This is a genomic window from Micrococcus sp. FDAARGOS_333, from assembly GCF_002206575.2.
Classification (GTDB): Bacteria; Actinomycetota; Actinomycetes; order Actinomycetales; family Micrococcaceae; genus Micrococcus; species Micrococcus lylae.
The window spans coordinates 110,172-130,567 of sequence record NZ_NJFJ02000001.1 but is presented as its reverse complement, the minus strand read 5'-3'; the positions used below and the strand labels follow the sequence as shown (position 1 = coordinate 130,567).

Genomic DNA, 20,396 nt, shown 5'->3' with positions numbered 1-20,396 from the left:
ACCCTGCCGGGTATCCGATCAGTCTCCTCCGACCCCGCACGCATCTCGCACAAACCCAAGGAGCCGCCATGCGCGCCGCCGACGACGCCACCCAGCGCAAGATCCTCAACCGTCTCAAGCGCGCCCGCGGGCAGCTCGACGCCGTCATCCGCGAGGTCGAGGGCGAGGGCAGCTGCCGTGACGTGGTCACCCAGCTCGCCGCCGTCTCCACCGCGCTGGACCGGGCCGGCTTCACGATCGTCTCCTCGGCCATGCAGCACTGCATCGCCGATCCGGAGAGGGCCGAGAAGGAGGAGAAGCTCACCGTCGAGGAGCTGGAGAAGCTCTTCCTCACCCTGTCCTGACAAACTCCGGCGGCGTCCCCACGACGTCGCCGCATCCCCACGCGACGGCCGCCCGGCCGCTGCGACACCTGATCGGAAGGAACCCCCACCATGTGCCGTCCTGTGAACTGCAAGGTCTGCGGCAAGACCACCTGGGCCGGCTGCGGCCAGCACGTCGACTCCGTCAAGCGCACCGTCCCCGCCGGACAGTGGTGCGACGGCAAGCACTCGGCCGCCGAGATCGAGGCGGCCCGTGCCGGCAGTGGTGGCATGAAGGGCTTCTTCGCCCGGCTCTTCGGCCGCTGAGGTTCCCGCGCCCCGTCGCGCGCACTCCGACTGAACGCCCCTCCCGCCTGGCCGCGAGCGGGGGCGCTGCGGGCACAATGGGGTGGCGGGCGGTGACCGCTCACCGCCGCCGCGTCGGCTGGTCGCCGGCGTCTGCATCGCACTCGGAAGGACCCCATGCTCTGGCTCGTGCTGGCCCTCGCCGTGGTGGTCGGGCTCCTGGTGGGCCTGCTCGGCGGCGGCGGGTCGATCCTCACGGTGCCGCTGCTGGCCTATGTGGCCGGGCTGCCCCCGGAGGAGGCGATCGCCGGGTCCCTGTTCGTGGTGGCCGTGACCTCGGCGGTGGCGCTGGTGCCCCATGCGCTGCGCCGTGCCGTGCAGTGGCGGGTCGGCGCGGTCTTCGGGGCGGCGTCCATGGCGGGCGCGTTCCTCGGCGGGCTGATGGGCTCGCAGCTGCCCGGTGCACTCCTGATGGTCCTCTTCGCGGTGATGATGCTCGCCTCCGCCGTCGGGATGATCCGCGGCCGGAAGCCGGCGGATCCGGCGGCCCCGCCCACCCCGCTGTGGCTGTCCCTGCTGCAGGGCGCGGCGATCGGCGCCGCCGTGGGCACGGTGGGCGCCGGCGGCGGCTTCATGGTGGTGCCGGCCCTCGTGCTGCTGGCCAAGCTGCCGATGGGGCAGGCCGTGGCGACCTCCCTGATGGTGATCGCCATGAATTCGACGGCCGGACTGGCCGGACACCTGACCGGCACCTCCCTGGACTGGGCGTGGGTCCTGCCCGTCACCGCCGCGGCCGCCGTCGGGGCGCTGGCCGGGGCGCCGCTGACCCACCGGGTCCCCCAGGGGGCACTGAAGACGGGCTTCGGCTGGTTCGTCCTGGCGATGGGTGTGCTCGTCCTGGTCCAGGAGGGCCTGGCCCTGCTCGGCTGAGGTGGCAGGGCTGGCGCCGCTCGTCGCTCAGACCGACGACAATGCTGCACACCGTGCCCGATGGGGGCGACCCGGAGCAGAATCGTCGGTCCTGCCGGGTCGGCTGAGCCGCGGAGCCACCCGTGTGACGGCGCCGACGCGCTGAGCCGCGGAGCCGGCCGACCCGCGGAGGCGAGGTCGCGGACGGACCGGGGCGGCCGTCGTCGGGAAGCCCCTCCCCGGCCTCAGCCCTCCTGGGCGAGCATGTGGTTCGGCAGGCGGTTGCCCTGGGCCTTCGCGCGGATCTCGAGCAGGTCGCGCGCGTGCTGCCAGAGGGCCCTGTCCTCGTCCGTGACGGGCTCCCAGGCGGGGACGGGCACGGCGTCGCCGGCCTCGTTGCGGGTGACCATCACCGTCAGGCAGTAGGTGGTCAGGGCCAGCTCGTCGCCCTTGGGGTCTCCGGAGCGGACGTGGACGGCCACGTGCATGCTCTTCGTGCCGGTGTAGATCAGGCGTGCCTCCACCTCCACCAGGTCCCCGATGTGCAGCGGCCGGTAGAAGCGGATGCCGCCGGAGAACACGGCCACGGTGTCCTTGCCGCAGTAGCGGGAGGCGCACAGGTAGGCGGCGGTGTCGATCCATTCCATGACGATCCCGCCGTGCACCTTGCCGCCCCAGTTCACGTCCGTGGGCGCGGCGAGGAAGCGCAGGGTCACGCGCTCGGCGGTGCCGGCGTCCGTGTAGGTCTGGCCTTCATGGCCTCGGTGACGGCGTCGCGGACCTGGATGCGGGACACCGCCCAGTCCCGGGCGAGCTCCTGCTCCAGGGTCTGCGGGACGAACTCCGGGACGCGGGACGGCCTGCCGTCCTGCACCGCCACGAAGACGACCAGGCAGCGGGCCGCCTCGGTGAGCTCGCCGGTCTTGGGGTCGCCGGCGCGGACCACGGTGTTGATGTGCATGGAGGACGAGCCCGTGTGGAGCACGGTGCCGGTGACCTCCACCATCTGGCCCACCTCCACCGGGTTCCGGAAGTGGATGTTGCCCACGTACGCGGTGACGCAGTAGGTGCCGGCCCAGGCGGTGGCCGCAGCGAAGGCCGCCTTGTCCACCCACTCCAGCACGCGGCCGGCGTCCACGGTGCCGCCGTGTCCGTGGTCCGTCGGCGCGGCGAGGAAGCGGAGGGTGACCTCGTGGCGGCGGTGGGCGCCGTGGGGGATCGGCGCCGAGGCGGCCGGGGTGGCGGGGGAGTTCTACGCGGCGGTGTCCATGGGGAAGTCTGCCCCCGAAACGACGCGGCGGGCGATGGCGGTGCTTCCGTGACACCTCGACCCCTCGCCAGATCGACGAAAATTCGGTGGATCGCACCAGTCTGGTTCGATCCGGCGAAAAAACGTCGATCCTGACGATGTGGGAGGCCGGGCACGCCCCGCCCGGGCCCACACGCACGCCACACGCCCCGGCTTGACCCTCACGTGGCGTCAGGGTGTTCACTCGTTCCCATGACAGAGAAGCAGCTCACGGTCGGCGAGGTCGCCGAGCTCACGGGGGTCACGGTGCGCACCCTGCACCACTACGACCGCCTCGGGCTCGTCCGCCCCGCCCGCACGTCGGCCGGCTACCGCCTCTACGGGCCCGCGGACGTCGCGCGGCTGCAGGAGGTGGTCGCGTACCGCCGGCTCGGCTTCGGCCTGGACGAGATCCCCGGCCCGACGACGGACCGTCGCCTCGCGCTGGAACGTCAGCACGATGACGTGGTCGCCCGGATCGACGAGCTGCGTCGGCTCGAGCGTGCGCTGGAGACGGCGCTCGCCGAGGAGGACGAGGAGAAGGCAGGCGCGATGCGCGGCGCCGAGCGGAAGGAAGACACGATGAGCGACGACGTGAAGAAGGACGACGCGATGGGCGACGACGTGAAGAAGGAAGACGCGATGGGCGACGCGGAGAGGAAGGAGCTGTACGGGGACCTGTTCGGCTCCGAGTACGCCGAGGAGTTCGAGGACTACCAGGAGGAGGCCGAGCAGCGCTGGGGCGAGACCGACGCCTGGGCGCAGTCCCAGCAGCGCACGAAGAAGTACTCGAAGCAGGACTGGGAGCGGATCAAGGCGGAGATGGACGACGCCAATGCGCTGATCCTGGGGGCGATGCAGGACGGCGAGCCCGCGGACTCGGTGCGCGCCATGGATGCCGCCGAGGCCGCCCGCGCCCACATGAGCCGCTGGTACTTCGACGTCTCCCCGGCCATGCACCGGAACCTGGGGGACATGTACGTGGCCGACCCGCGGTTCGCCAAGAACTACGAGGACCTCGCACCCGGCCTGGCGGCGTATCTGCGCGACGCGATCCACGCCAACGCCGACCGCCTGGAGGCCTGACCGGTCCGCCCGACACCCTGTTGGGGTCTTCGTCACCAAGTGCGGCGCGGATCGGGTCCGCGGGTGCACAATGAAGGGCCGCCGACACGACCGGTCATCCGGCCGTGTCGGCCATCGCCGCTGCCGGCCGGCCTGCCGACCGCCGTCATCGGGCCTGCCGACCGCCGTCATCGGGCCTGCCGACCGTCGTCGTCGGGCCTGCCGACCGTCGTCGTCGGGCCTGCCGACCGTCGTCGTCGGGCCTGCCGACCGTCGTCGTCGGGCCTGCCGACCGCCGTCGTCGGGCCTGCCGACCGCCGTCGTCCGGACTGCCGACAGCCGCCGACGCACGGCCCTCCCCACCCGCCCCGCACCCTGAAGGAGCACCATGCTCTGGACCCTGATGCGCCGGCACCTGAAGCCCGCCCTGGGCATGGTGCTGGCGGTGCTCGTCCTGCAGCTGGTCAGCACGCTGGCCATGCTGTTCCTGCCGAGCCTGAACGCCCGGATCATCGACGAGGGCGTGGCGCGGGGAGACACGGCCCGGATCTGGGAGCTCGGCGGCATCATGCTCGGCGTCGCGCTGGTCCAGGTCGCCGCGGCGATCTCGGCGGTGTACTTCGGCGCGAAGGTCGCCATGGGCTTCGGCCGGGACCTGCGCCGTGCGGTCTACACCCGCGTGGACCGCTTCTCCGCGGAGGAGATGGGCCGCTTCGGCGCGGGCACCCTCATCACGCGCGGCACCAATGACGTGAACCAGGTCCAGATGCTCACGCTGATGGCCCTGAACTTCATGGTCACCGCCCCGATCATGGCCGTCGGCGGCATCATCATGGCGGTCCGCGAGGATCCGGGGCTGTCCTGGCTGGTCTGGGTCTCCGTGCCGGTGCTGATCGTGATCGTGGGCCTGATCGCCTCCCGCCTGATGCCGCTGTTCCAGCGGATGCAGACGAACATCGACACCATCAACACCACGATGCGCGAGCAGATCGTGGGCATCCGCGTGGTCCGCGCGTTCGTGCGCGAGGAGCACGAGGCCGAGCGCTTCACCGCGGCCAACGCGGACATCACCCGCACCTCCGTGGCCATCGGCCGCCTGTTCGTGCTGCTCGGCCCGGTGATCACCATGGTCCTGCACCTGGCCACCGCCGCCGTGCTGTGGTTCGGCGCGGAGCGGGTGGACGCCGGCCTGGTGGAGGTCGGCGCCCTGACGGCGTTCATGCAGTACCTGCTGCAGATCCTGATGTCCGTCATGATGGGCACCTTCATGCTGATGATGCTCCCGCGCGCCGTGATCTCGGCCCGCCGCATCGGCGAGGTCCTGGACACCGAGCCCACCCTCCACGAGTCGACCGCCCCGGTGACCCCGGCCGAGCGCCGCGGCCGCCTGGAGTTCCGGGACGTCACCTTCGCCTACCCGGGCGCGGAGGCCCCGGTCCTGGACGGCGTCTCCTTCACGGTGGAGCCGGGCACCACCACTGCGCTCGTCGGCTCCACCGGCTCCGGCAAGTCCACCCTGCTGGGCCTGATCCCGCGCCTCTACGACGTCACCTCCGGCGAGGTGCTCATCGACGGCGTCCCCGTCACGGACCTCTCCCGCGCCGAGCTCACGGACGCGCTCGGCTACGTCCCCCAGAAGCCCTACCTGTTCTCCGGCACGGTCGGCGAGAACATGCGCTTCGGCGCCCCGGACGCCACGGACGAGCAGATCTGGGCCGCCCTCGAGACGGCGCAGGCCGCGGACTTCGTCCGCTCCCGCACCACCGGCACCGGCACGACGACGGCCACCGCCTTGGACTCGAACGTCTCCCAGGGCGGCACGGACGTCTCGGGCGGCCAGCGACAGCGCCTCTCGATCGCCCGCGCGCTCGTGGCCGAGCCGCGCATCCACCTGTTCGACGACTCGTTCTCCGCCCTGGACGTCACCACGGACGCGAACCTGCGGGCGACGTTGGACGAGCGCTTCGGGGACACCACCCGGGTGGTCGTGGCCCAGCGCGTGGCCACCATCACCGGCGCGGACCAGATCCTCGTGCTGGACGGCGGCCGCATCGTCGGCCGCGGCACCCACGCCGAGCTGCTGGCCGGCAACGAGACCTACCGCGAGATCGTGGACTCCCAGGTCCGTGAGGAGGAGCTGGCATGAGCGAGCAGAAGGCGACCGCCGAGCTGACCGACGAGGAGTTCCTCCAGTTCCAGGAGTCCGGCGCCGGCGGCGACGACTTCCACGGCGAGGGCCCGACCCGCAGGGCGAAGGCGTTCTGGCCCTCGGCCAAGCGCCTGCTCGGCCTGTTCCGCACCGAGCGGGTCGGCTTGACGCTGGTGTTCGTCATGGTCCTGGTGTCCGTGGTGCTCAACGTCTGGGCCCCGCACGTGCTGGGCAGGGCGATGGACGCGATCTTCGGCGGACTGATCTCGGGGCAGATGCCGGACGGGCTCAGCCGCGAGCAGGTCATCGAGGGGATGCGCGCCCAGGGCCAGGACCAGGCCGCGGAGATGCTCTCCGGCATGGACTTCGTGCCCGGCCAGGGCATCGACTTCGAGCACCTGGCCCGGCTCATCCTCATCGTGCTGGCGATGTACGTGGTGGCACAGGCCTTCATGTGGCTGCAGGGCTATGTCCTCAACGACCTGGTGATGCGGATCGTCTACCGCCTGCGCCAGGACATCGAGGCCAAGCTCAACCGCCTGCCGCTGTCCCACTTCGACACCCGCCAGCGCGGTGACCTGCTCTCCCGCACCACCAATGACGTGGACAACGTGCAGCAGGCCATGCAGCAGGCGTTCTCCACCCTGTTCCACTCGGTGCTGACGATCATCGGCATCGTCGGCATGATGTTCTGGCTGTCCTGGCAGCTGGCCCTGATCGCCCTGATCGCCCTGCCGGTGGCCGGCGTGGTGGTCGGCGTGATCGGCAAGCGCTCCCAGCAGCTGTTCGCCGCCCAGTGGCGCGAGACCGGCCGCCTCAACGGCCACATCGAGGAGTCCTTCACCGGCCACGAGCTCGTCACCGTGTTCGGCCGCCAGGAGGACATGGCCGCCCGGTTCGACGAGCGCAACGAGGCCATGTACCAGGCCTCGTTCAAGGCCCAGTTCTTCTCCGGCATGATCATGCCGATCATGCAGTGGGTGAACTGGCTCGGCTACGTGGGCATCGCCGTGGTCGGCGGCCTGCGCGTGGCCAACGGCCAGATGACCCTGGGCGCGGTCACCGCGTTCATCCAGTACTCCCGCGAGTTCAACCAGCCCCTCGGCCAGGTCGCCGGCATGGCCAACATGCTGATCTCCGGCGTCGCCTCCGCCGAGCGCATCTTCGAGCTCCTCGACGAGCCCGAGGAGTCCCCGGACGCCGACCGTCCCGAGGAGGCGACGGAGCAGGCGGAGGCCGGTGCCGTCGTCGGGAAGCCGGCGGAGAGGCCGGCGGGGGAGAAGGGGCGCGTGGAGTTCGAGCACGTGGCCTTCTCCTACACGCCGGAGAAGCCGCTGATCCAGGACCTGAACCTGGTGGCCGAGCCCGGGCAGACCGTGGCGATCGTGGGCCCGACCGGCGCCGGCAAGACCACCCTGGTGAACCTGCTGATGCGGTTCTACGAGGTGGACGGCGGCCGCATCCTGCTGGACGGCCGGGACATCGCGACCATGCCGCGGAAGCAGCTGCGCGCCCGTACCGGCATGGTGCTCCAGGACGCGGTGCTGTTCGGCGGCACCATCGCGGACAACATCCGCTACGGCCGCCTCGACGCCACCGAGGACGAGGTCCTCGAGGCCGCGAAGGCGACCTACGTGGACCGCTTCGTGCACACCCTGCCGGACGGGTACGACACGGTGATCGAGCAGGACGCGGCCAACGTGTCCGCCGGCGAACGGCAGCTGATCACCATCGCCCGCGCGTTCCTCGCGCAGCCGGACCTGCTGATCCTGGACGAGGCGACCTCCTCCGTGGACACCCGCACCGAGGTGCTCGTGCAGGAGGCCATGGCGGCGCTGCGCTCCAACCGGACGAGCTTCGTGATCGCGCACCGGCTCTCCACCATCCGGGACGCGGACGTGATCCTGGTGATGGAGCACGGGGACATCGTGGAGCAGGGCTCGCATGACGAGCTGCTGGCCGCCGGCGGCGCCTACGCCCGCCTGTACCGCAGCCAGTTCCAGGGCGCGGCGGTCGAGGTCGCCGAGGACGAGCCGGAGCAGGTGCGCCCGCAGTCCTGAGCGCGTCCGTGGCATCCTGAGAGCGGCCGATCGGCCGGGCCCCGTGCGGGGCGAGAGGGATGACGCGAGGGGGCGGTCATGGCGAAGGGGATGCTGGATCCGACCGTGTACGGGTTCCGCGAGGGCCTGCTGGACACGGTCCGGCGGGACATGAAGGTGATCCCGGTGCAGCGGGAGGACGGCGAGCTCGTCGGCCGGGTGGTCCGCGGCGAGCTGCCCGGCTGCGAGGCGCGCGGGACCTTCCGCTGGGAGTCCGTCGGCGGCGCCGCGACGGTGCTCGGCGTGCGGGCCGCGACCTGGAGGACCGGGTTCGGCCGCCTCATCGCGCCGACCTACGACGTCCGCCACTGGCCGGACACCGTCCAGGACACGGAGGCCCCGCTGCCCGACCCGCTCGACGCCACCCTGAAGGACCGCTGGGGAGAGAACATCCTCTACTTCGCCGTGGCGGGCGAGGTGGACGGTCGCGAGCTGCTCGTCCGCGACGACTGGGACGGCAGCGTGGAGGTCCTGGACCGCACTGCGGACGCGGCCACGGGACGCCGCGGCAAGCAGGTGGTCGGCCGGCTGCACCAGGGGTCGCTGACCCACACCCGGGTGACCGTGGACCACGGTGCCGGCATCGAGCGCGAGTCCGCCCTGTTCGGGGTGATGGTGCTGCTGCCGTTCGCCCGGCGCGTCTGGGAGCGGGACTCCGAGATCATCGGCGAGCTGTTCTGACGGGCCTCAGCTCCGCGTCTGCAGGGCGTCCGCCGTCATCACGGCGAGCATGAGCGCGCCGGCGGCCACCGCCGCCACCGCGCCCCAGGGCGCTCCGAGGAGCAGTCCCGTCATGGGTGCAGCGGGCCCGTCCCGCTGCGCGGACACCACCGTAGCCGCACGGCCCACCGCGGCGGCAGAGGCCAGAATGGTCGGGTGAGTCCGCACACCGCCCCGATCCCGCTCGTGCCCGAGCCCGGAGCCCCCGGCACCGCCGACGGGCTGCCCGCCGCCGCGCCCGGCCTGCCGCCGGTGTCCGAGCGCCCGCGCCGGCGCCGCCGGATCCGTCCCGGCCGCACCGCGGTGGGTGTGCTCATGGTGCTCGGCGCCTGCCTGTCCCTGCAGCTCGGCGCCTCCCTGGCCATCGGCCTCTTCCCGACCTTCGGCCCGTGGGGCACCACTGTGCTGCGCGTGGGCGTGGCCGCGCTGGTGCTGCTGGCCCTCGTCCGGCCGCCGCTGCGCTCCTGGACCCGGGCCCAGTGGGGCGCCGTCCTGGTGCTCGGTGCGGCCTTCGCGGGCATGAACGGCTTCTTCTACGCGGCGATCGACCGCATCCCGCTCGGTGTGGCCGTGACCATCGAGTTCCTCGGGCCGCTCGCCGTGGCCGCCGCCCTGAGCCGCCGTCTGCGGGACGTGCTCTGGGTGGTGTTGGCGTTCGCCGGGATCGTGCTGTTCCTGGTGCAGAACCTGGTGGCCCGTCCCGCCGGCGCCGCGGAACCGCTGGACATGACCGGCGTCTGGCTGGTGCTCGTGGCGGCGGTCTCCTGGGGCCTCTACATCCTGGCCGGCCAGCGGGTGGGCCGGCTCGTGCCCGGCACCGGCGGACTGGCGGTCGCGATGGGCGTGGCCACGCTCATGGTGATGCCCCTGGGCCTGCCGGAGCTCGCCCGCGCCTCCGCCGTCACGCCGGGTCATGTCCTGGGGGCGATCGGCACGGGCCTGTTCGCCTCGCTGCTGCCCTATCTGCTGGAGTTCCACGCACTGAAGCGGCTGCGCAGCGCCGTGTTCGGCGTGCTCGTCTCGGTGGAGCCCGCCATCGCCACGGCCGTCGGGTTCCTGGTGCTCGGCCAGGCCGTCGGCCTCTGGGCGGTCCTCGCCATGGTGCTGGTGATCTCGGCGAGCGTCGGCACCACGCTCAGCAGGGAGGCCGGGACGTCGCGCCCGGGGAAGCCGCGCCGCGGCGAGGCCGACGACGCGCGCCCGGCCGATGCAGAGCCGTCTCCACCGGAGCCGCGCCGCGCACAGGCGACCGGTCAGGCGGACTGAACGGGCCGTCGTCGGGAAGCACCGCTCAGGCGGTGACGAACTCCCACTGGTGGCCGTCCGGATCGATGATCTCGCGGGAGTGCAGGCCGGTCTCGGACATGTCCTCGACCATGTCCTCCGGCAGCGCGACCTCCGTGCCGCCCAGCTCGAGGGCGCGGTCGGCGAGGGCGTCCACGGCGTCCTGGTCCCCGGCGACCAGGGACATCAGCGAGGAGTTCGTGGTGATGCAGTCCGCGATCTCCCGCTCGCCGATGTAGTCCGTGTAGGACCCCGGCGTCATGTACATCGCGTAGGTGGTGTCGGTGAGCTCGACGCACACCGAGTCGTCGTCCGAGAAGTCCTCCGCGATGTCCGCGCCGAGGGCGGTCCAGAACTCGCGGATGCGCTCGGTGTCGGTCGTCGGGAGGTGCAGGAAGACCGGCTGGGAGAACAAGGCCATGCGGGAGAAGCTAGTCAAGTCGGAGCGGCCACGGCAAACGATGACGGCCTTCTGTGACTCGCATCATCCCGCGGCTGGGCGGGGGCCGGACCCCGGTGCCGCGTCCTGCGGGCAGCCGGCCTGGGCGCGCCCGCTCCTCCCGGTCCGCTGTCGGCCCCGATTGATACCGTGGCGACCATGACGAACACCCCCTCAGGGTGGCCTCCGCAGGGGTGGCCGCAGAAGAACGCCGCGCAGGCTCCCTCGTACTCCGAGCAGCCCGGCGCGGAGTACGGCCGACCCGCCCCCGGTGCCCAGGGTGGCCCCGGTGCCCAGGGTGGCCCCGGCGGCGGCCCCGGTGACGTCCCGCCCGGCTGGCCCTCGCGCCCGCCGTCGCAGCGGACCGATCCCGCCGCGTGGGCGCCCGGAAGGCTCCACTGGGGCGACGCCCTGGCGGTGCTCGCCTACGTCGCCCTGATGCTGCTCGGCGCCGGAGGCCTGCTCGCGATGGCCCTGGGCTGGGTGGACCCGGTGGACGGCACCTTCACGGTGCTGGACATGTTCACCATGAACCTCGTGAGCTACGTGGTCATCACGGTCATCGTGGCGGTGGTCGCCTGGCGGCCGTTCGTCCGCTCCCTCGGCGTCTTCCGGCACGGCACCTGGTGGAAGCTGGCCCTGCTGCCGGCCACCTGGCTGGCGTGCATCATCGTGAACGTGGTGCTGCTGAGCCTGATCGGCCGCGCCGCGCAGTCCGCGAACCAGGCGTCCCTGGAGGAGATGACCACCGCGGCCCCGCCGGCGCTGATGATCCTGATGACCGTGGTGATGGCGCCCCTGGTGGAGGAGTACCTGTTCCGGCACCTGCTGATCGGCAAGCTCTCCCGGCACCTCAACGTCTGGGTCTGCGCCGCGGTGTCGATCGTCGCCTTCGTCCTGCTGCACTTCGCCGGCACCGGCGGGCGGTTCGACCTCGTGGAGATCATCCCGTACCTGACGCTGGCGGTCGCGATCACGGTCTCCTACATCCTCATGGGCCGCTCCTTCGGGTACGCGGTCCTGCTGCACATGGTGAACAACGGCATCGCCGTGGCCATGCTGTACCTGGTGATGCCGCACATGCCGGACGTGGCGGAGCTGCAGCCCAGCATGGCGGTGCCCTACCTCGCCCTGCTGGGCCTGTGAGCGGCCAGGGCCACGACGACGGCCGCCCGCCTCGGCCGTCCTCCTCACCGGAGTCCCGGGTCACCGACGGCCTGGGCCGCCGCATCCTCACCCTGGCGGTGCCGGCCCTCGGCGCGCTGATCGCCGAGCCGCTGTTCCTCCTGGCGGACACCGCGATCGTCGGCCACCTGGGCACGGCCCAGCTTGCCGGCGTGGGGCTGGGCACCACCGTCCTGCACACGGCCACCGGCCTGCTGATCTTCCTGGCCTACGCCACCACTCCGGCGGTCGCCCGGCTGACCGGGGCCGGGCGGGGGAGCGAGGCCATGGCGCGCGGCCGGGACGGCATGTGGCTGGGCATCCTGATCGGCCTCGTGCTCGCGGTGGCGGGGTGGTTCGCGGCTCCGTCCCTGGTGGGCGCGCTGGGCGGCACCGGGGAGGTCCAGGAGCATGCCGTGGCCTATCTGCGCTGGTCCATGCCCGGCATCCCGGCGCTGCTGGCGGTATTGGCGGCCACGGGTGTGCTGCGCGGACTCCAGGACACCAGGACCCCGCTCGTGGTGGCCGCCGCCGGCTTCGGGGTGAACATCGCCCTGAACTGGGTGCTCGTCTACGGAGCGGGCCTGGGTGTGGCCGGCTCGGCGATCGGCACCTCGATCGTCCAGTGGGCCATGCTGCTGACCTACCTGCTGGTGCTGGCCCCGCGCTTCCGGGCCGCGGAGGCCGGCTGGGTGCCCTCGGGCTCCGGCATGCGGGCCACGGCGCAGGTGGGCTCCTGGCTGCTGCTGCGCACCGCGAGCCTGCGCCTGGCGATCCTGCTCACCGTCCTGGTGGCCACCGGCGCCGGGGACGAGGTGCTCGCCGCCCATCAGCTCGTCTTCACACTGTTCTCCACCCTCGCCTTCGCGCTGGACGCGCTGGCGATCGCCGCGCAGGCGCTCATCGGCCACGAGCTCGGCCGCGGGGACGTGCGCACCGCCCGCGCGCTGACGCGGGTGATGGTCCGGTGGTCCCTGTGGTTCGGCGTGGTCACCGGCGTGCTGCTCGGTGTGCTGGCCTGGGTGCTGCCGCCGCTGTTCACCCCGGAGCCGGGTGTGCAGGCCGCGGCCACCGCGGGCCTGTTCGTGCTGGCGCTGAGCCAGCCGCTGGCCGGCTACGTGTTCGTGCTGGACGGCGTGCTGATCGGCGCCGGGGATGCGCGGTACCTGGCCCTGGCCGGCGTGGTGAACGTGGCGGTCTACGCCCCGGTGCTGTGGGTGATCGCGCAGGTGGCCGCCGGGGGACTGGGCTGGACCGTGGACTGGTCCGATCCGCTCGCCAACGTCCCGGCCGCCCCCGAGCAGCTGGCGATGCTCTGGGTGGGCTTCGGCTTCGTCTACATGGGCATGCGGGCGCTCACCCTGGGCCTGCGGGCCCGCTCCGACGCCTGGATGCGCGCCGGCTCCTGAACTCCACCCCCCCTCAAGCTTTTGAGGGCACAACTCCCCGCAATTCCGCTGGCGGATTCCATCGGTGAGTGCAACAGATCTTCCAGGGCCTACCAGGAAGGTCTGTCGTACTCACCATGGCCGCTATCTCTCGTGCTGCTTCGAAGCGGCTGCGTCTGCAAGTGCTTGATCTGATGCTCGCCGGGGGCACCTCGAAGTCCGTAGCCGAGCAGGTCGGAGTCTCCGGTACTTCCGTGCGCCGCTGGTGCCAGCAAGCAGGCCTGCACAGAGCCCAGGGATGGGCAGGCAAGGATGTCTCCGTGATCCCTGCGAATGTTGCACCCCTGCCGGCCCGTACCGGCCACGCCCGTCGTCTGAGCCTGGCAGAACGCACGAAGATCGAGTTACGCCTGAACGATGGCTGGTCCCAGTCCCGTATCGCCGATGACCTCGGCGTGCACCGCTCCACGATCAGCCGCGAGCTGGCCAGGAACACGTTGCGCTGGGGTCGTTCCTGCAAGACCGGTGGCCCGGCGGACTCGGCCTACAACGCCGCCACCGCCCAGCACCACACCGATTACCGGCGGGCACGGCCGAAGACCAGGAAGCTGCACGCTCACCCGGCGCTACGTCACCAGGTGCTGCGCCTGTTGACGCACGGGCACTCACCGCCACAGGTCAGCGTGCGCCTGAGGCATCTGTTCCCGGATGATGAGCGCATGCGCATCAGCCACGAGAGCATCTACCAAGAGCTGTACCTGCAGGCCCGTTCGGTGCTGCTGCAGGAGCTGAAGGTCGAAGTCGCGCTGCGCTCGGGACGCACTGGACGTATCCCGGCCTCCAAGCTGCCGCCTGCTTCCAAGCGGACCTGGCTGCAGGGGTGTCTGTTGGCCGACCGGGAGCAGATGTTCGCCGCCGAGATCTGCGAACGCAAGATCCCCGGGCACTGGGAAGGGGATCTGGTCGTGGGGCCGGGCAACTCCGCGTTGATCACCCTGGTCGAGCGAGTCTCACGCTTCACGCTGCTGGGGCGACTGCCCGGGGCCAGGGACTCCGAGACGGTCATCGACAAGCTCACACAGATGGTCGAGTCCTTGCCCGAGGCGGTGCTGCGCTCGTTGACCTGGGACCAGGGCTCGGAGATGGCCAAGCATGCTCGTTTCACCGTGGCCACCGGCTGCCCGGTGTTCTTCGCAGACCCGCACTCGCCCTGGCAGCGGGGCACGAACGAGAACCTCAATGGTCAGCTGCGCTACGAGTACCCCAAGGGCACGAACTTCAACACACTCACCGATCAGGACATCCAGGACACACAGGACCGGTTGAACCATCGTGGGCGAGTGATCTTGGCAGGAATGACACCGGCTGAGAAGCTAGACGAGCTCATCGCTCAAGCCCAGGACGGTGTTGCACTGACCACCTGAGCCGGCCGCTCGAATTCCGGGGACTTCCGCCCTCAAAGCGTGGTGGTAGGGGCTGGGTCGTCGTCGGGGCGCCTGCACGCCACTGTCCTAGACTTGTCGGGTGCCTGCCGTGACCAAGACCCCCGTGGACGTCGCCGACGTCATGTTCAAGCCTGTCCTGATCCGCGCCGGCGTGGCGCTGATCTTCGGCCTCACCACCGTGTTCGTGCAGCAGCCGGGCACCATGTGGATGAAGATCGCCCTGGCGCTGTACCTCGTCTTCTCCGGCTCCGCGATGTGGGAGTACCTGCGCCGCGAGCCCGTCCCGGAGGCCATGCGCTCCCCGCTGTCCATGGCGGCCGCCGCGTGGATGCTCGGCACCATCGTGCTGTTCTTCTTCTCCTCCCCGCAGGGCGTCGGCCTCACGGTCGCCACGGCCCTGCTGCTGGGCGGCATCGCCGAGCTCGTGGCCTGGTTCCGGCACCGCCGCGACTTCGCCCCCGCCCGCGACCAGCTGATCACCGGTGCCGTGGGCGTCGGCTCGGGCATCGGCCTGTTCTTCGGCTCCGGCCTGAACCAGCACTCCCAGCTCGGCATCGTCGGCGGCGGCGCCCTCATCCTGGGCGTGATGCTCGCCGTCTCGGGCGTCGGCATGTTCCTCGACGTCCGCAAGGCCGCGAAGACCGACGCCTGACAGCGGCGGGCGAGGGGCCGTCGTTGTCCCTCACCGCCGACCGCGAACAGCCCGCACTCGCCGCGCACCCCGCGTAGACTGGGACTCGTCTGCCCGACGACGGCACCCGCCTGTGCCTGTCATGTCACCGCAGACGTGAGCCGGCCCCGAAACCAGTCAGGAGCGTCCACCCGTGAGCGCACAGTCCTCCCGTTCCCCGCGCCCCCAGGATCCGTCCCGCGGCGGCCAGAGGCGCGGCGGCCTGAAGGACACCGTGAAGGCGCCCCTGATCTTCTCGGCGGCCCTCGGCCTGGTCGGCGGCCTCGTCGCCGCCATCACGGCCTCCGGCGGCACCGGAAACCCGCTGCGCGTCGACATCGGGCTGATCGCCTTCGGCGTGTTCTTCGTGGTCTCCCTCGTGGTGGTCGCGATGCTGCAGCTCGCCGCGCGCGAGAACCCGGAGCACCTGTCCCAGGGCTCCGGCGTGAACCGCTCCTCGGAGGAGATGCACCGGAAGGCCGCGGACGAGCGCCGCGCCCGTGGCCGGCGTGAGGGCCGCGACGGCACCTCCTGATCGGCCACGGCGCCCTCGCCCCGCACGCACCACGACCCCGGCCTCCGCAGAGGCCGGGGTCGCGTGCTGTCCCGGGGCCGCCCCGCAGCGAGGCGTCGCAAGCGGCGGGGGAGTGCCGCCCGGACCGGCGTCGATCCGGGGTCAGAAGCCCAGCGACGCCGCGGACTCCCGCAGGGCCCGGGCCGAGGCCTGCAGCCGGCGGACCTCGCCGGCGTCCAGGTCCGTCTCGAGCACCTGCAGCACGCCCTGGCGTCCCACCACGGAGGGCAGGGAGAGGGCGACGTCGGTGAGCCCGTGCTCGCCGTCCAGGACGGTGGAGACCGGCAGGACGGTGCGCTCGTCCCGGAACACGGCCTCCAGCAGGCGGTTCGTGGCCACGCCGATCGCGTGGTTGGTGGCGCCCTTGCCCTGGATGACCTCGTAGGCGGCGTTCATCACCGAGTCCGCGATGGCATCCAGGTCCGGGCGCGTGAACTGCGGGGCGGCGGCCGAGGGCCACCGCAGCAGCGGCACCGGTCCCACGGAGGCGGTGGACCAGGCCGGGAACTCGGTGTCCCCGTGCTCGCCGAGCACCGCCGCGTGCACGGACCGCGGGTGCACGCCCACGCGGGAGGCCAGGAGCCAGCGCAGCCGGGCGGTGTCCAGGAGGGTGCCGGAGCCGATGACCCGGCCCGTCGGCAGCCCGGAGAGCCGCTGCGCCACGAGGGTGAGGACGTCCACCGGGTTGGTGACGAGCACGAGCAGGGCGTCCGGGGCGTGCTCCTGGACGGTGGGGATGAGGGAGCGCAGGATCTGCACGTTCGCCTCGGCCAGCTCGAGGCGGGACTGGCCCGGCTTCTGCTTGGCGCCGGCGGTGATGACCACCACCGAGGAGTCGGCGAGCACGGCCGGGTCCGCCCCGCCGGTCATGGTGTGGGCGGCGGTGAACGCGGTGCCGTGGGCCAGGTCCAGGACCTCGGCGCGGACCTTGGGCTCGTCGACGTCGTAGAGGGCGACCTCGTCCGCGACCCCGCTCATCAGGGCCGAGAAGCAGACGGAGGTGCCCACGGCGCCGGCGCCGATGACGCCGACCTTCCGGTACTCCGGGCGCGGGGTGGCCGGGGCGCCGGCATCGGTGCCGGCAGCGGTCGGGTCGGAGGACTGGGACGGGTGCCGGGCGTCGTGCTGATCGCTCATGCACGCCACACTAGGCGCCCCAGCGGACAGGACTCAGTCCTTGGACTTCTTCTTGCCCTTCTTCTTCCGCTTCTTCTTGTCCTTGTCCTTCTTCTTTTTCTTCTTGGACTTCTTGGAGTCCTTGTGCCCGTCCTCGCCGGCGTGCTCGGCCTTCGCCTCCGTCTCGGCCTCGGTCTCTGCCCTGCCCTCCGCCTGGCGGGCGCGGTAGCTGCGCACGTGCAGGCGGTTGCCGCAGTTGGCCTCGTCGCAGAAGCGCTTGGAGCGGTTGCGGCTGGCGTCCACGAGCACGTTGCCGCAGTCCTCGCCGGCGCACACGCGCAGGCGGGCGGCCTCACCCTCGGCCACCACGTCGGCCAGCGCGAGGGCGGCCAGGGCGGTGAGGCGCTCGACGGCGTCGGAGGTCTGCGAGGCGGGCCCGTAGACCAGGCCGTCCTCCGTCTCCATCAGCGCCAGGGCGCCGACCTCCTCCAGCAGCGCGTTGACCTGCTCGGTCACGTCCTTCCCGGCGTCGGCGTCGGCCCACACGGCGGCCACCCGACCGCGCAGGCCGTGGGCCCGCTGCAGGGCGGCGTTGGCCACGCGCACACGGTTCCTACCCTCGTGCACCGCCGGCACCACGTCCGGGATCTGCGTGCCGTAGACGAGCCGCTCCTCGAGCACCTGCCCGCCGTGGGGTCCGGGCGCCGTGTTGAGGAACGTGGCGAGGGAGTGGAGGCGGTCCAGGGTGCGTGGGGTGAGCATGCCAGCACTGTACGACGACGGCCCCGCACCCCGGCAGGGCACGTCGCCCGCCGCCGTCACCCGCCGCCCTCGGCCGTTGCCGGCCTTCGCCGGCCACGTCCGGGCGGGGCCCTTCCGGCCCCGACCACAGGGCCGGGTGGGCCGACAGGCGGAGGGGAGCGCCGTCGTCGGGAAGGAGGCGGGGGTGACCACCATGCGGATCACCACTTCTCAATCCTCGAGCTCACAGGTCAGACTCGGCTAGCGTGAGCAGGAGCACCGCCGACGGGGACGGTGCCCACCCAGCACGGGCCCGCGACGGTGCGGCGCCCCGACGACGTCAAGGAGACGACCATGTCCCAGTCCGAGAACGCCGGCCGCCTGTCCGCCGGCCACGTGATCGTGAAGACCCTCGAGGCCCACGGGGTGAAGCGCGTGTACACCGTGCCGGGCGAGTCCTACCTGGACGTGCTGGACGGCCTGCACGAGTCGTCGATCGAGAACGTCGTGTGCCGCCACGAGGGCGGCGCCACCTACATGGCCGAGGCCGACGGCAAGATGAACGAGGTCCCCGGCGTCGCCATGGTGACCCGCGGCCCCGGTGCGGCCAACGCGCACGTCGGCCTGCACACCTCCTGGCAGGACTCCACCGCCATGGTGCTGTTCGTGGGCCTGATCCCGTTCGAGCACCGCGACCGCGAGGCCTTCCAGGAGTTCGACCCCCACGCCTGGTTCAACACCGGCACCAAGCGCGTGATGGTCCTGGACCACCCGGACCGCGCCTCCGAGATCGTGGCCGAGGCGATGTTCGCCGCCACCTCCGGCCGCCCCGGCCCCGTGGTGATCGGCCTGCCGGAGGACGTCATCCAGGAGGAGATCTCCGCCGAGCTGCACCCGCAGATCCCCGTGGCCCACGGCGGCATGACCGTGGAGGACTGGAAGGCGCTGCACGCCGCCCTCAAGGAGTCGGAGAAGCCGCTGTTCATCACCGGCGGCAACGACTGGACCGACGAGGCGGCCGAGACCTTCACCGAGTGGCTCGAGGCCCACGAGATCCCCGCCGCCGCCGAATGGCGCACCGAGGGCACCGTGCCGTTCTCCTCCCCGTCCTACATCGGCCCCATCGGCTACGGCCGTCCCGACTGGACCGAGGGGCTGCTCGAGGAGACCGACCTCATCGTGTTCGTGGGCACCGTGCCCGGCGACGTGGTGACCGACGGCTTCACCATCCGCCAGAACTGGGACAAGAAGAACTTCCTGGTGACCATCGACCCGGCCCTGCGCGGCCGCTCCGGCCCGGTGTCCCACCAGATCGTGGCGAAGCCGGACGTGTTCGTCCGAGACCTGGTCCGCATGGACCTCGCCGTGAAGGACGAGTGGCGCGAGTGGTCCCGGCGCATGCGCGCCGAGCAGGAGGAGTTCGCGGCGCTGCCGTCCGCCGAGCCGGGCGACGGCCAGGCGAAGATGGCGACCCTCATGGCGAACCTGATGCCGAAGCTGCCCAAGGACTCGATGATCTCCCTGGGCGCCGGCGAGCACACCAACTGGGCGCACCGCTACTTCCCGACCGAGGGCTACCGCTCCATGATCTCCGCCCGCAACGGCTCCATGGGCTACTCGGTGCCCGGGGCCGTGGCGGCCTCCCTGAACTACCCGGACCGCATGGTGGTGACCATCGCCGGCGACGGCGAGTTCCTCATGAACGGCCAGGAGCTGGCGACCGCCGCCCAGTACGGGGCGACGCCGCTCGTGGTGGTCATGGACAACCAGGAGTACGGCACCATCCGCACCCACCAGGAGCGCCAGTACCCGGAGCGCGTCTCCGGCACCCAGCTGAAGAACCCGGACTTCGCGGCGATGGCCGAGTCCTTCGGCGGCAAGGGCTTCCGCGTCGAGAGGGACGCGGACGTCCCGGCCGCCGTGGACGCCGCCCTCGAGACGGTGAAGGGCGGGCAGTTCGCGCTGATCCACCTGATCGTGGAGCAGCGGGTCATGGCCTACTGACCCCGACGCCCGGACGACCTCGTTCGGACGCCGGGTTCTCGAGCGCTCTCGGCGCGAGCAGGGCGGGGCTCCGCGGGGGTCCCGCCCTTGCCGCGACTGCGCAAGGGGTGGGCGCCCCCCGGTGCCCGGTGCGGTGGGCGCGGAAGGGGCGGCGGCCGTCGTCGGGGCTGGGTGGAGGCACGGAGGAGGGGCGGTGCCCCGATAGTGTCGGGGGCGGTACGGAGCCCGTGCGGGCGGCGTCCAACGCCCCCCGGCGTGGCCCGCCCGACCGTCAGGCCCCGGCTGGGAGAGAGGTGAGGACCATGGGCGGACGCCCCGGTGAGGCGCGTGGCCGCACCATGCAGATCGGCGAGGTGGCCGAGCGTGTGGGGCTGTCCCTGCGCTCCATCCGCCACTACGACGACGTCGGGCTGGTCCCGCCGTCGGCCCGCAGTGAGGGCGGGTTCCGGCTCTACACGGAGGACGACGTCCGGCGTCTGCTCCGGGTCAAGCGCATCACGCCCCTCGGGTTCAGCCTCGAGGAGACCTCCCGCATGCTCGAGCTGCTCGAGTCCGGGGCGGTCGGGGGCGACCCCGACGAGCTCGACGGGTTCCTGGATCGCGCTCGCCGCGGCCGTGACACCCTGGCCCGCAAGCTGACGCAGGCGGACGAGCTGCTGGCCGAGCTGGAGGACCTCGCTCCCTGATCGTCGTGTGACCTGCCCCTCTTCTGCGGCCGGGCCTGCAACTCTAC

Annotated in this window: 18 protein-coding genes and 1 pseudogene; 15 read left to right on the top strand and 4 right to left on the bottom strand. The window is 71.8% G+C overall.

Annotated features, from left to right (window positions below):
- The first annotated feature begins 68 nt into the window (after positions 1 to 68).
- The 3 genes from CEQ11_RS00645 to CEQ11_RS00635 all read left to right on the top strand — a co-directional run bounded on the left by CEQ11_RS00645 (position 69) and on the right by CEQ11_RS00635 (position 1,538).
- Positions 69 to 344: a metal-sensitive transcriptional regulator gene (locus tag CEQ11_RS00645; RefSeq protein WP_088477398.1), complete on the top strand. Its 276-nt coding sequence runs from the start codon at positions 69 to 71 to the stop codon at positions 342 to 344.
- 90 nt (positions 345 to 434) lie between these two features.
- Positions 435 to 629, top strand: coding sequence for a hypothetical protein (locus tag CEQ11_RS00640; RefSeq protein ID WP_088477397.1), 195 nt, complete (start codon positions 435 to 437; stop codon positions 627 to 629).
- A gap of 156 nt (positions 630 to 785) precedes the next feature.
- Positions 786 to 1,538 carry a sulfite exporter TauE/SafE family protein gene (locus CEQ11_RS00635; RefSeq protein WP_088477396.1) on the top strand — a complete coding sequence of 251 codons (753 nt, stop codon included), beginning with the start codon at positions 786 to 788 and terminating at the stop codon, positions 1,536 to 1,538.
- A gap of 224 nt (positions 1,539 to 1,762) precedes the next feature.
- Here CEQ11_RS00635 and CEQ11_RS00630 read toward each other — a convergent pair.
- A pseudogene (locus CEQ11_RS00630) lies at positions 1,763 to 2,736 on the bottom strand (acyl-CoA thioesterase).
- A 282-nt stretch (positions 2,737 to 3,018) separates the two neighbouring features.
- Here CEQ11_RS00630 and CEQ11_RS00625 point away from each other — a divergent pair.
- The 5 genes from CEQ11_RS00625 (at position 3,019) to CEQ11_RS00605 (ending at position 10,104) form a co-directional block, all read left to right on the top strand.
- Positions 3,019 to 3,891, top strand: coding sequence for a MerR family transcriptional regulator (locus CEQ11_RS00625; protein WP_088477395.1), 873 nt, complete (start codon positions 3,019 to 3,021; stop codon positions 3,889 to 3,891).
- Positions 3,892 to 4,258: 367 nt separating this feature from the next.
- Positions 4,259 to 6,016 (top strand): ABC transporter ATP-binding protein, encoded by a 1,758-nt coding sequence (locus CEQ11_RS00620; RefSeq protein ID WP_088477394.1) that lies wholly within the window; start codon positions 4,259 to 4,261, stop codon positions 6,014 to 6,016.
- The gene (locus CEQ11_RS00615) at positions 6,013 to 8,079 is read left to right on the top strand and encodes an ABC transporter ATP-binding protein (RefSeq protein ID WP_088477393.1); all 2,067 of its coding nucleotides are present in this window, start codon (positions 6,013 to 6,015) and stop codon (positions 8,077 to 8,079) included. Before CEQ11_RS00620 ends, CEQ11_RS00615 begins: the two co-directional genes overlap by 4 nt.
- 78 nt (positions 8,080 to 8,157) lie before the next feature.
- On the top strand, positions 8,158 to 8,799 hold the full coding sequence (locus CEQ11_RS00610) for a hypothetical protein (protein ID WP_227718653.1): 642 nt from the start codon (positions 8,158 to 8,160) through the stop codon (positions 8,797 to 8,799).
- Positions 8,800 to 8,994: 195 nt separating this feature from the next.
- Positions 8,995 to 10,104 carry a DMT family transporter gene (locus CEQ11_RS00605; RefSeq protein ID WP_193762953.1) on the top strand — a complete coding sequence of 370 codons (1,110 nt, stop codon included), beginning with the start codon at positions 8,995 to 8,997 and terminating at the stop codon, positions 10,102 to 10,104.
- Positions 10,105 to 10,129: 25 nt separating this feature from the next.
- Here the strand turns inward: CEQ11_RS00605 and CEQ11_RS00600 are convergent, their stop codons facing one another.
- Positions 10,130 to 10,543: a VOC family protein gene (locus CEQ11_RS00600; RefSeq protein ID WP_088477392.1), complete on the bottom strand. Its 414-nt coding sequence runs from the start codon at positions 10,541 to 10,543 to the stop codon at positions 10,130 to 10,132.
- Positions 10,544 to 10,720: 177 nt separating this feature from the next.
- On the opposite strand from CEQ11_RS00600, the gene CEQ11_RS00595 reads away from it, so the two are divergent.
- The 5 genes from CEQ11_RS00595 to CEQ11_RS00575 all read left to right on the top strand — a co-directional run bounded on the left by CEQ11_RS00595 (position 10,721) and on the right by CEQ11_RS00575 (position 15,763).
- Positions 10,721 to 11,707 (top strand): CPBP family intramembrane glutamic endopeptidase, encoded by a 987-nt coding sequence (locus CEQ11_RS00595; protein ID WP_088477391.1) that lies wholly within the window; start codon positions 10,721 to 10,723, stop codon positions 11,705 to 11,707.
- A gap of 71 nt (positions 11,708 to 11,778) precedes the next feature.
- A complete protein-coding gene (locus CEQ11_RS00590; RefSeq protein WP_088478817.1) occupies positions 11,779 to 13,134 on the top strand; it encodes an MATE family efflux transporter in 1,356 nt (451 codons plus the stop codon).
- A gap of 116 nt (positions 13,135 to 13,250) precedes the next feature.
- On the top strand, positions 13,251 to 14,537 hold the full coding sequence (locus CEQ11_RS00585; RefSeq protein ID WP_227718652.1) for an IS30 family transposase: 1,287 nt from the start codon (positions 13,251 to 13,253) through the stop codon (positions 14,535 to 14,537).
- Positions 14,538 to 14,637: 100 nt separating this feature from the next.
- The gene (locus CEQ11_RS00580; RefSeq protein WP_227718651.1) at positions 14,638 to 15,210 is read left to right on the top strand and encodes a hypothetical protein; all 573 of its coding nucleotides are present in this window, start codon (positions 14,638 to 14,640) and stop codon (positions 15,208 to 15,210) included.
- A 172-nt stretch (positions 15,211 to 15,382) separates the two neighbouring features.
- Positions 15,383 to 15,763 (top strand): hypothetical protein, encoded by a 381-nt coding sequence (locus CEQ11_RS00575; protein ID WP_088477389.1) that lies wholly within the window; start codon positions 15,383 to 15,385, stop codon positions 15,761 to 15,763.
- Positions 15,764 to 15,904: 141 nt separating this feature from the next.
- Here the strand turns inward: CEQ11_RS00575 and CEQ11_RS00570 are convergent, their stop codons facing one another.
- A complete protein-coding gene (locus CEQ11_RS00570) occupies positions 15,905 to 16,939 on the bottom strand; it encodes an L-lactate dehydrogenase (protein ID WP_088478815.1) in 1,035 nt (344 codons plus the stop codon).
- 33 nt (positions 16,940 to 16,972) lie between these two features.
- Complete coding sequence (locus tag CEQ11_RS00565; RefSeq protein ID WP_088477388.1) at positions 16,973 to 17,680, bottom strand: CGNR zinc finger domain-containing protein; 708 nt, start codon at positions 17,678 to 17,680, stop codon at positions 16,973 to 16,975.
- Between the two features lie 333 nt (positions 17,681 to 18,013).
- Here CEQ11_RS00565 and CEQ11_RS00560 point away from each other — a divergent pair, with 333 nt between their 5' ends.
- Both CEQ11_RS00560 and CEQ11_RS00555 read left to right on the top strand, forming a co-directional pair.
- Positions 18,014 to 19,663 (top strand): thiamine pyrophosphate-dependent enzyme, encoded by a 1,650-nt coding sequence (locus CEQ11_RS00560; protein WP_088478814.1) that lies wholly within the window; start codon positions 18,014 to 18,016, stop codon positions 19,661 to 19,663.
- A 302-nt stretch (positions 19,664 to 19,965) separates the two neighbouring features.
- Positions 19,966 to 20,349, top strand: a complete 384-nt coding sequence (locus CEQ11_RS00555; protein ID WP_088477387.1) for a MerR family transcriptional regulator — start codon at positions 19,966 to 19,968, stop codon at positions 20,347 to 20,349.
- Positions 20,350 to 20,396: the final 47 nt, after the last annotated feature.